At 74.5% G+C, this 9,336-nt stretch carries 10 protein-coding genes; 5 read left to right on the top strand and 5 right to left on the bottom strand.

Features of this window, described 5'->3' with window-relative positions:
* Positions 1-817: 817 nt before the first annotated feature.
* Positions 818-2,338, top strand: a complete 1,521-nt coding sequence (locus ACFYYN_RS22375) for an FG-GAP repeat protein (RefSeq protein WP_500547234.1) — start codon at positions 818-820, stop codon at positions 2,336-2,338.
* Here ACFYYN_RS22375 and ACFYYN_RS22370 read toward each other — a convergent pair.
* Together ACFYYN_RS22370 and ACFYYN_RS22365 are read right to left on the bottom strand one after the other, a co-directional pair.
* Positions 2,335-2,973 (bottom strand): FMN-binding negative transcriptional regulator, encoded by a 639-nt coding sequence (locus tag ACFYYN_RS22370; protein WP_500547233.1) that lies wholly within the window; start codon positions 2,971-2,973, stop codon positions 2,335-2,337. The genes ACFYYN_RS22375 and ACFYYN_RS22370 overlap by 4 nt on opposite strands.
* Positions 2,974-2,987: 14 nt before the next feature.
* Positions 2,988-3,659, bottom strand: coding sequence for a pyridoxamine 5'-phosphate oxidase family protein (locus ACFYYN_RS22365; protein WP_500325131.1), 672 nt, complete (start codon positions 3,657-3,659; stop codon positions 2,988-2,990).
* A 35-nt stretch (positions 3,660-3,694) separates the two neighbouring features.
* Here ACFYYN_RS22365 and ACFYYN_RS22360 point away from each other — a divergent pair, with 35 nt between their 5' ends.
* Positions 3,695-5,026 carry an aminotransferase class I/II-fold pyridoxal phosphate-dependent enzyme gene (locus tag ACFYYN_RS22360; protein ID WP_500547232.1) on the top strand — a complete coding sequence of 444 codons (1,332 nt, stop codon included), beginning with the start codon at positions 3,695-3,697 and terminating at the stop codon, positions 5,024-5,026.
* Between the two features lie 21 nt (positions 5,027-5,047).
* On the opposite strand, the gene ACFYYN_RS22355 is transcribed toward ACFYYN_RS22360, so the two are convergent.
* Positions 5,048-6,031, bottom strand: a complete 984-nt coding sequence (locus ACFYYN_RS22355; protein ID WP_500547276.1) for a DMT family transporter — start codon at positions 6,029-6,031, stop codon at positions 5,048-5,050.
* 68 nt (positions 6,032-6,099) lie between these two features.
* Between ACFYYN_RS22355 and ACFYYN_RS22350 the strand changes: the two genes are divergently transcribed.
* Positions 6,100-7,014 (top strand): LysR family transcriptional regulator, encoded by a 915-nt coding sequence (locus ACFYYN_RS22350; protein WP_500547231.1) that lies wholly within the window; start codon positions 6,100-6,102, stop codon positions 7,012-7,014.
* Between the two features lie 46 nt (positions 7,015-7,060).
* Here ACFYYN_RS22350 and ACFYYN_RS22345 read toward each other — a convergent pair whose 3' ends face one another.
* The gene (locus ACFYYN_RS22345) at positions 7,061-7,531 is read right to left on the bottom strand and encodes a pyridoxamine 5'-phosphate oxidase family protein (protein ID WP_500547230.1); all 471 of its coding nucleotides are present in this window, start codon (positions 7,529-7,531) and stop codon (positions 7,061-7,063) included.
* 85 nt (positions 7,532-7,616) lie between these two features.
* On the opposite strand from ACFYYN_RS22345, the gene ACFYYN_RS22340 reads away from it, so the two are divergent.
* The gene (locus tag ACFYYN_RS22340) at positions 7,617-8,291 is read left to right on the top strand and encodes an isochorismatase family protein (protein WP_500547229.1); all 675 of its coding nucleotides are present in this window, start codon (positions 7,617-7,619) and stop codon (positions 8,289-8,291) included.
* Here the strand turns inward: ACFYYN_RS22340 and ACFYYN_RS22335 are convergent.
* Entirely contained in the window at positions 8,274-8,756 is a 483-nt protein-coding gene (locus ACFYYN_RS22335) for a Rieske (2Fe-2S) protein (RefSeq protein ID WP_499510498.1), read from the bottom strand. The two genes, ACFYYN_RS22340 and ACFYYN_RS22335, sit on opposite strands and share 18 nt — an antisense overlap.
* 313 nt (positions 8,757-9,069) lie before the next feature.
* Between ACFYYN_RS22335 and ACFYYN_RS22330 the strand changes: the two genes are divergently transcribed.
* Positions 9,070-9,318, top strand: a complete 249-nt coding sequence (locus tag ACFYYN_RS22330) for a hypothetical protein (protein ID WP_500547228.1) — start codon at positions 9,070-9,072, stop codon at positions 9,316-9,318.
* Positions 9,319-9,336: the final 18 nt, after the last annotated feature.

Below are 9,336 nucleotides of genomic sequence, written 5' to 3'. Positions count from 1 at the left end.
CCGGCGGGCCGCCGGGGCCGGCACCAGTGTGGCGCTGATCCGCGTGCCGCGGACGGCGTTGGCGCGGCGTGGTCCGCCGGAGTCACCGGTAGGTGGTTGTCGCGGCGACGCGCCGCTGCGGAGGACCAGCACGACCGTCCGGGACACCTGCGCGGCCTGTGTCGCCCCGTCCGGGTCGCTAGGCGCGCCGGCCCCTTGGCCCGGCTACGTCCCGTGGGTCCGGGGGTGTTCCACCCGGCGGGCCGCCGGGGCCGGCACCAGTGTGGCGCTGATCCGCGTGCCGCGGACGGCGTTGGCGCGGCGTGGTCCGCCGGAGTCACCGGTAGGTGGTCGTCGCTCGTCGTCGCGGCCACGCGCCGCGGGCGGCCGGGGCGTTCTGCCCGCGGGGGTCCGGCACCGGCGGTCGCGTTGGTCCGCGTGCCGCGCGGCGGTGTCGGGGACCTGGCCCCGCTGGCGCGGCGGCCGGGTCCCCCCCCGGCACAGCGTGATCGTCCCCGTCCGGATCGTCAGGCGCGCTGCCCCACCGGGCCGGCGCGCCAGGTCGGTCCGCCCGGTCCGGTGGCGGCGGTCGCGCTCGTCGGTTCGTCCCAGGCTGTGGCCCGCGGGCCGTGGAGAGCGTCCGACCCGCCAGGCCGGGCCGCGGCGGTCGTGGTGCCCCGGGTGCCGTGCGCCGACGGCGCTCCTCCGTCCACGCTTCCGCAATCACCCCTACAACCATTCCTCCCCACGGCGTGTCAAAGACCGTGCCGGAGAAGGAAACGGGCTCTTTCCGGACACCCCCGCACCGCCCGGTCGTTCTTGAGCGAAGGAGCCGTTCATGCGCAAGAACCGCTCGGCTGCGGTCACCGCGGCGTCGTTTCTCCTCATCACGGGCGCGGCCATCGCCACCGCGCCCGCCTCCGTCGCCGGGACCCCCGGCGGCACCCATGCAAGTGACCGCAATCGGGACTTCAACGGCGACGGGTACGAGGACGTGCTGACCGGCGCGCCCGGCGCCACCGTGGGCGGGCGTTCCGGCGCCGGTGCCGTCACCGTGCAGTACGGCGGGCCCAAGGGGGTCACCACCAGCGCCAAGGTCTTCAGCCAGAACACCTCCGGCGTGCCCGGCGCCGCCGAGACCGGCGACGCCTTCGGCCAGGCCGTGGCCAGCGGGGACCTCGACGGTGACGGGTACGACGACGCCGTCGTCGGCATCCCCGGCGAGGACCTGGACGGCGTCGGCGCCGACGCGGGCGGCGTCGTGGTCCTGTGGGGCTCGGCGAAGGGGCTGTCCGGCGCCGCGAGCGACTGGCTGCAGTCCGTCAGCGCCATGAAGGGCGACCGGTTCGGCAGCGCCCTGGCCGCCGGGCACTTCACCACCTACGTCCCGGGTGACCTGCTCGCCGTGATCGACAAGGTGGGGCTGTCGATCTTCCAGTACGAGTCCGTGCCGCAGGCCGCCGCCCGCAAGGGCGGGGACGCGGGGACCTTCACGCCCTTCAAGGACCGGCGGCGCACGCCGCTCGCCCGGCAGGCGGAAGGGCCCGGCATCGCACCCACCTCGCTGACGACCGGCGACTACGACGACAACGGCCTGGCCGACCTCGTGGTCTCCGGCCTCAGCCTGGGCGACGAGCCGGGCTACGGCTGGTCGTACGTCCTCCTCAGCGACGACATCGATCCGCTGCCCGTCACCGCCCTGCGCGGCGGCCCCGTCGTCGCCTCCGGCGACGTCAACGGCGACGGCTTCGACGACCTGGTGACCGGGGAGCCGCACAGCCCCGACGACGGCGGCGCGTCGATGACCGGCGGCATGGTCGGCGTCTACTACGGCAGCCCGGACGGGCCGGTCGGGCAGGAGGGTCCGGGGAGCCCGCCCGTGTGGTGGACCCAGGACGACGCCGGCGTGCCGGGTGTCTCGGAGCGCGGTGACGGCTTCGGCTCGGACCTCTCCGTCGGGGACGTCAACCGCGACGGGTACGCGGACGTCGCGATCGGCGCCTCAGGCGAGGACATCGGCAGCGTCGCCGACGCCGGAGCCGTGTGGGTGCTGCGCGGTTCGGCCGGGGGCCTGACCACCGCCGGTGTCCTGGACGTCAGCCAGAACACGGCGGGCGTCCCGGGCGCCGTCGAGAAGGCCGACAAGTTCGGTGCCCAGGTCTCCTTCACCGACCCCAACGGCGACGGCTACTTCGGTCTGCTCGTCGCGGCCCCGGGCGAGAACACCAACGACGGTGTGGTGTGGGTGTTCTCGGCGGGTGCCGGCGGCCTGAAGCTGCCGGGGAGCTGGACGTACGGCGGCGGCTCGCTCGGCGCCCCGTCCCAGAACGCCCGGTTCGGCGCGGCGATCGACGACTAGCCGCGCTGCCCGAGGCGGCGCAACTGCTGGGTCCGGGCGGCGTCGTCGCCCGGACCGTTGCGCTCGGCCAGCAGCCCGCTGACCCGCCACTGGGTCTCGCGCGGGCGGTTCCCGCCGTACTTGAACTTGGCGCGCACGTCGGTGACCTCCAGCCGCAGCCCGCGGATCCCGGGCAGCATCCGGCCGAACGGCGCCTGGCCGGGGACGACGGGGGCGTGGTCGCCGCGCGGCTGGAAGTGGGCGAGCTGCCGGTGGAGCAGGTCCGCCTTCTCCTGGGGGTCGTCCACGAGGTGGGCCACGCACAGCAGTTGCACGGCGGCGTAGTAGCTGGTGGGCGTCCCGTGCTCGGGCGGGGTGCCCTCGGGGGCGTGCCAGGGGCCGGGGATGAAGGTGTAGTCGTCGACGACGCTGAGCGTCACCTGGGGGTGGGCCTCGATCGCGGCCCACAGCGGGTTCGGCCGGGCGAGGTGGGTGACCGCCTCGCGCCGTCCGGCGTCGTAGGCGAAGTGCAGCGGCTGGACGAACGGGGGCGCGCCGTCGAGTCCGTTGACCGCGAGCTGGCCGAAGTCGCGCGCGGCCAGCCAGTCCTGCCACTCGGCCTCGTCGAGGGCGGCGTCCCAGGGGTGGACGAGCATGCGCGGGGCTCCTTTCAGCGCGCGGTGAGGTAGCCGGGGACGGTGATCGACGGGTCGAGGTCGTCGGCGGGTTCGGGCGTCCCGTAGGAGCGGGTCACCGGCAGCACGCCCGTCCAGTGGGGGAGCGCAAGGTCCTCGGGGTCGTCGCCGGGGCCGCCGGTGCGCACCTTGGCCGAGACCTCGTGCAGGTCGAGGGCGATGACGGCGGTGGCGGCCAGTTCCCTGGCGTTGGCGGGGCGGGAGTCGGCGGCGCGGCCGGGCACGATGTGGTCGACGAGGGCGTCCAGGGCCGCGGAGCGCTCGGCGGGGTCGGTGACCTGGCGGGCCACGCCGTGCACCACCACGGAGCGGTAGTTGATCGAGTGGTGGAAGGCGGACCGGGCCAGCACGAGCCCGTCCAGGTGCGTCACGGTCAGGCAGACCGGGAGCCCGGTGTCCTCGCCGGCGCCCCGCAGCGGACGGGAGCCGGTGGAGCCGTGCACGTAGAGCCGCTCGCCGACGCGCGCGTAGAGGGTCGGCAGCACGACCGGTGCCCCGTCCCGGACGAAGCCGAGGTGGCAGAGGTAGTCCGCGTCGAGGATCGCGTGCACCAGGTCGCGGTCGTACGAGGCGCGCTCGCGGCTGCGGGTCGGGACCGTGAGGTCGGTGGGAGCGTACGCATCGGCAGCGGAGGGCGTGGCGGACATGGCGCGATCCTTTGCACTAGTGCATAATGCTTTTTGTGCTAGGAGAGTACACGTTCACCGGCCGGGGCGCAGCGGACATCGCGGCGAGCGTCGAACGGGCCATCGGGGAGGGCGCGCTCGCGCCCGGCGCCGCGCTGCCGCCGCTGCGGGAGCTCGCCGCCGGACTCGGCGTCAACCCCAACACCGTCGCGGCCGCCTACCGCCTGCTGCGCGACCGCGGCGTCATCGAGACGGCGGGCCGGCGCGGCAGCCGGGTGCGCAGGCGTCCGGCGACCACCGCGCGGGACGAGATCCGCCTGGAGGTGCCGCCCGGGGTGCGGGACCTTTCCACGGGCAACCCGGATTCCGCCCTGCTGCCCCCGCTCGGGGAGGCGCTGGCCGAGGCGGCCGCCCGCAACGCGCGGCAGCCCACGCTGTACGGGCGGTCCCCGGTCGAGGAGGAGCTCGCCGCGCTGGCGCGTGCCGCCTTCGACGCCGACGGGGTGCCGGCCGGCCCGGTCGGCCTCACCTCCGGTTCGCTCGACGCCATGGAGCGCGCGCTCACCGCCCACCTGCGGCCGGGGGACGCGGTGGCGGTGGAGGACCCCGGCTGGGGCAGCGTCTTCGACCTCGTCCCCGCCCTGGGGCTGCGCGCGGTCCCGGTCGGCGTGGACGACGACGGCCCGCTGCCGCACGACGTGGCCGCCGCCCTGCGGCAGGGTGCGCGGGCGCTGATCGTCACCGACCGCGGCCAGAACCCGACCGGGGCCACGCTCTCCGCGGCGCGCGCCGGCGAACTGCGCGCCGTCCTGAGCGGCCATCCGCACGTGCTCGTCATCGACGACGACCATGTGAACGGCCTGACCGAGCTGCCGCTGCACCCGCTCGCCGGGAGCACCCCGCACTGGATGCTGGTCCGCTCGACCGCCAAGGCCTACGGCCCCGACCTGCGCCTGGCCGTCCTCACCGGCGACCCGGTCACCGTCGACCGGCTCCGCGGCCGCTACCGGCTCGGGCCCGGCTGGGTCAGCCATCTGCTGCAGCACACCGTCGCTCACCTGTGGCGCACCGGAGCGGTCGACGTCCCGGCCGTCTCCGCCGCGTACGCTGCGCGCCGCGACGCGCTGGTGCGGGCGCTGGCCGACCGCGGCGTCCCGGCGCACGGCCGCAGCGGCATGAACGTCTGGGTCCCGGTGCCCGACGAGACCGGGGCGGTCGCCCGGCTCCTGCAGGCGGGCTGGGCGGTCGCGCCCGGCGCGCGCTTCCGCCTGGACTCCCCGCCGGGCATCCGCATCACCGTCTCCCCGGTCGCGGCGGACGAGGTCCCGGCCCTGGCCGACGCCGTCGCCGCCGCCGTCCAGCCGTACCGCGCCGGGCGCTTCGGCTGACGGGGCGCGGGCCGGAGGGGGTCAGGCCGCCGGACGGCGCTGGGTCAGCGCCGCGCCGGCGAGCACGACGAGGGCGCCGACCGGCTCGTTCCACGTCAGGTGCTCGTCGAGCAGGGCGACACCGGCCGCGGTCGCGATGACCGGGATCAGGTAGGTGACCATCGTGGCGATGGTCGGGCCCTTCTCCGCGACGATCCCGTACTGCAGGAGGAAGGCGATCCCGGTGCCCAGTGCGCCCAGCGCCACGACCGACAGTGTCGGCCAGAGCGGGAACGAGCCCGGCGTGGAGGTGAACAGCGGGGTCAGCACGGCCAGTTGGACGGTGCCGAGCAGCAGCTGTGCGGAGGACATCGACAGCGCCGAGTTGCCGCTGCCGCTCAGGGTGCGGCGCACGTAGATCCACCCCACCGCGTAGCTTGCGGAGGCGCCCAGCGCCATCGCGGTGCCCGCCGGATCCGTCCCGGAGAAGCCCTGCCAGGCGCCGAGGACGGTCAGCACGCCGACGAAGCCGATGCCGACCCCCGCGACCCGCTGCCGGGTCGGCTTGTCGTCCGAGAGCGCCACCACCGACAGCACCATGCTCCACAGCGGGGTCGTGGCGTTGCAGATCCCCGCGAGCGTGGAGGGGATGGTGAGCTCCGCGTACGCGAAGAGCGTGAACGGCAGTGTGTTCAGCAACAGCGCGGCGACCGCCATGTGCCCCCAGGTGCGGGCGCCGCGCGGCATCCGTTCCCGCTTCACGGCGAAGGCGGCGGCCAGCACGGCGGTGCCGAAGACCATGCGGCCGAGCGCGACCTGCAGCGGGGCGTACGCCTCGGTGCCCACCTTGATGAACAGGAAGCTGAAGCCCCAGATGAGCGCGAGCACGGCCCAGCTGACGCGCCAGTCCACGACGGGGCGGCGGCGCGCGGTGACCGAGGGGGCGGCGGGGGCGGGTGAGGTGCCGGCGGGGGAGGGGGCGGCCACGGCGGCAGGGGGGCGGGTGCTGGGTGCGCTCATGGCCATCACCATGACGGATTGAACCTCTTAGGACAAGCGAGAAAACCTGCCGGTGATCACGTAGTGTTGCTTACATGTTGAACCTCGAGCGCCTGCGCATCCTGCACGCGATCTCCACCTACGGCTCGGTGAGCGCCGCGGCGGACGTCCTGCACGTGACGACCTCGGCCGTCTCCCAGCAGATGGGCAAGCTCGAACGCGAGACCGGGCAGACGCTGCTGGCCAGGAACGGCCGCGGGGTCCGCCTCACCGACGCCGGCCGGCTGCTGTCCGGGCACGCCGACCGCATCCTCTCCCTCGTCGAGCTCGCCCACTCCGACCTGGAGGCGCACCGCGGCGCCGCGGTCGGCGAGCTGCGCATGGGGGCCTTCCCCACCGCGGTGCGCGGCCTGTTCCCGCAGGCGCTCGCGGCGACGCGGCACGACCACCCCAAGCTGCGCGCGATGGTCCACGAGATGGAGCCCCAGGACGCGCTGGCCCGGCTCGTGCGCGGCGACATCGACCTCGCGGTCGTCCTCGACTGGTACAACAAGCCGCTGTCGCTGCCCGGCGGCCTGGCCAAGGAGCCGCTGCTCGACGACCTCGCCGACGTGGTCGTCCCCGAGGGCCACCCCCTGGCGGGCCGCGACGAGGTCGACCTGGGCGAACTCGCCGACGACGACTGGATCGCCTGGCCGGACGGCGGCTTCTGCCACGAGTGGCTGCTGTTCACCCTGCGCGGCAAGGGCGTGGAACCGCGCATCGCCCACCACGCCGAGGAGCACCCCACCGTGCTCGCCCTGGTCGCCGCCGGCCTGGGCGTCGCCGTCGTCCCGCGCCTCGGCCGCGGCCCCCTCCCGGCCGGGGTCCGCGCGATCCGCGTGCGCCACACCATGAAGCGCCACATCTACGCCGTCTGGCGCTCCGACGCCGACCGCCGCCCCGCCATCCGCGCCGCCGTCGAGGCCCTGCGCCGGGCAGGGGAGGACGTGGCGGCGGCCGAGGGCTGATCGCCCTCGGGGACGCCGGTGCGCGCGTGGCCCAGGACGACATGGGCTAGCCGAGGCCGGGCATCTTGCGGAAGTCCCAGGAGACGACGGAGTCCGGAGTCAGGCGCAGCCACGCGTGGCGGCCGTCGTGGGGCATGGACTCCAGGCCGAAGTTCTTGGCGGCGAACAGCCGCTCGACGACCTCCAGGTCCGGGTGGGGCCCGCCGGTGCGGGGCGCCTCGCCGACGAACTCGACGGTGCCGGAGAGCTCGACGCCGCGCAGTTCGCCGTACTCCGTGCCGTCGTCGACGACGACCGCGACCCGCGGGTCACGCCGCAGGTCGGCCCAGCGGCGGCTGCGGACGATCGAGTACAGCCACAGGGACGTACCGTCCCAGAGGAACCACAGCGCGCCCACGTGCGGGCGGCCGTCGGGCGAGACGGTCGCGACGCGGCAGGTGCTCTGCGCGCCGAGGAAGGTGTCGATCTCCTGCGGGGTCATCATGATCCGGCGTCCGCGCCGCTGTGCGACGGCCATGTGCGCCCCCACTTCCCTGCCTGACGGTTCGTCAGATACGGTCACTTGGGACGACGGTAGGGCAGCCGCGCGCGAGGGGGCAAGCATGACGGACGGCAACCGGGACCGCAGGCTCGACGCGCTCCTGACCCCCCGGTCCACCGCCGTGCTCACCGTCGAGTGCCAGCGCGGGGTGGTCGGCCCGGACGGCGCACTGCCGGAACTCGCGGCCGCCGTACGGGCCTCGGGGGCGCTGGACGCCACCGCGCGGCTGGTCACCGCGGCCCACGCGGTGGGCGCCACCGTGGTGCACGCCGTCGCCGAACGCCGCGCCGACGGCCGCGGGTCCAGCCGCAACGCGCGGATCTTCCGCGCCGCCGAGCGGCTGCCCGTCCTGCAGGTCGCGGGCACACCGGCGGTCGAGGTCGCCGAGGAGATAGCGGTCGGTGCCGGCGACTTCGTCGTGCGACGGCTGCACGGGCTGTCGCCGGTCGCCGGCACCGGCCTCGACGCCGTGCTGCGCAACCTGGGCGTGCGCACGGTCGTCGTCACCGGGGTGTCGGCCAACGTGGCCGTTCCCAACGCCGTCTTCGACGCGGTCAACCTCGGCTACCAGGCGGTCGTGCCCGCGGACGCCATCGCCGGGGTGCCGCAGTCGTACACCGCGGACATGGTCCGGCACACCCTCGCGCTCGTCGCCACGGTCACCACCGCCGACGAGGTCATCGGCAGCTGGAAACGGTCCGGGCCGGGCCCGGGGGGCTCAGGCCAGGGCCACTGAGTCCCCCTCCACCTTGATGTTCGCCGCCGGCAGCGGCTGGGTCGCAGGGCCGTTGGCCACGCTGCCGTCCTTGATGCTGAACTTGCTGCCGTGGCAGGGGCAGTTGATCGTGCCGCCCGCGATCTCGTTGACGGCGCAGCCCTGATGGGTGCAGATCGCCGAGAACGCCTTGAACGAGCCCGCCTCGGGCTGGCAGACGACGACCTTCTTGTCCGCGAAGATCTTGCCGCCGCCGACCGGGATGTCCGAGGTCTTGGCCAGCGCCGCCTCGGCCCCGCCGCCGGCGGGCGCCGACCCCCCGGTCCCCTGGTCGCCGCCCTGCGGGGGCGCGGCAGGGCTGTAGGCGCCCGCGGAGTCGTTGGAGTCACCGCACGCGGCCAGCGCGGCCGCGAGCCCCGCCGCACCCACCCCGGCGACCACGGCGCGGCGGGTCGGAGCACCTGCGGTGCCAGTCGTCTCGGCCATGCGTCACACATCCTGTTGCCTCGTCCGTTCCGGACCGCCAGCCGGGGCCCGGGAGCGTCGTTCACGCCCTGCCCTGTCGTACGGACGAGATGGGTGAGCCGTTCAACCATCCCCCGGAAATCTCACGTGGCGGCCTCATGCTTCCGCGAAGCGCCGAGGCGTGTTGGCGAAGGCCTCGATCGGTCGCTGTCCTCAAGGTGGCCGCCGCGTCTTTGTCGGAGCACATCTACTCGAGGGTTTTTGTCCGTTCGATGGCGATGATCCGGAGGAGAGGTTGATACTGACGGCCCTGTCGTACACCTGAGGGGGGTACATGGCCGAGGAACCTGTACCGAAGCATCTGACGATCCTGCTCGACTTCGACCTTCAGACCGCAGGGTCGACGGTTGGTGCCACGAGAGTCCGTGCGGCGTACGAGGCCGCCGCGAGGGCAGCCGTGGCAGCCGCAATGGAGCAACTGCCGGAGAGCAGCGTCAAGAGCGTCACGAGTGAGATGAAGTGGTCGTACCGCTGGGATCACCAGCAGGACGTCCGCTACGAGCGCGGGTCTGCGTCGGAGTAGCGCGTGTCAGACGTAAGG

Source organism: Streptomyces sp. NPDC001902, assembly GCF_042891295.1.
GTDB lineage: Bacteria > Actinomycetota > Actinomycetes > Streptomycetales > Streptomycetaceae > Actinacidiphila.
The sequence above is the reverse complement of the archived record's forward strand: the minus strand, read 5'-3'. Positions and strand labels throughout refer to the sequence as shown.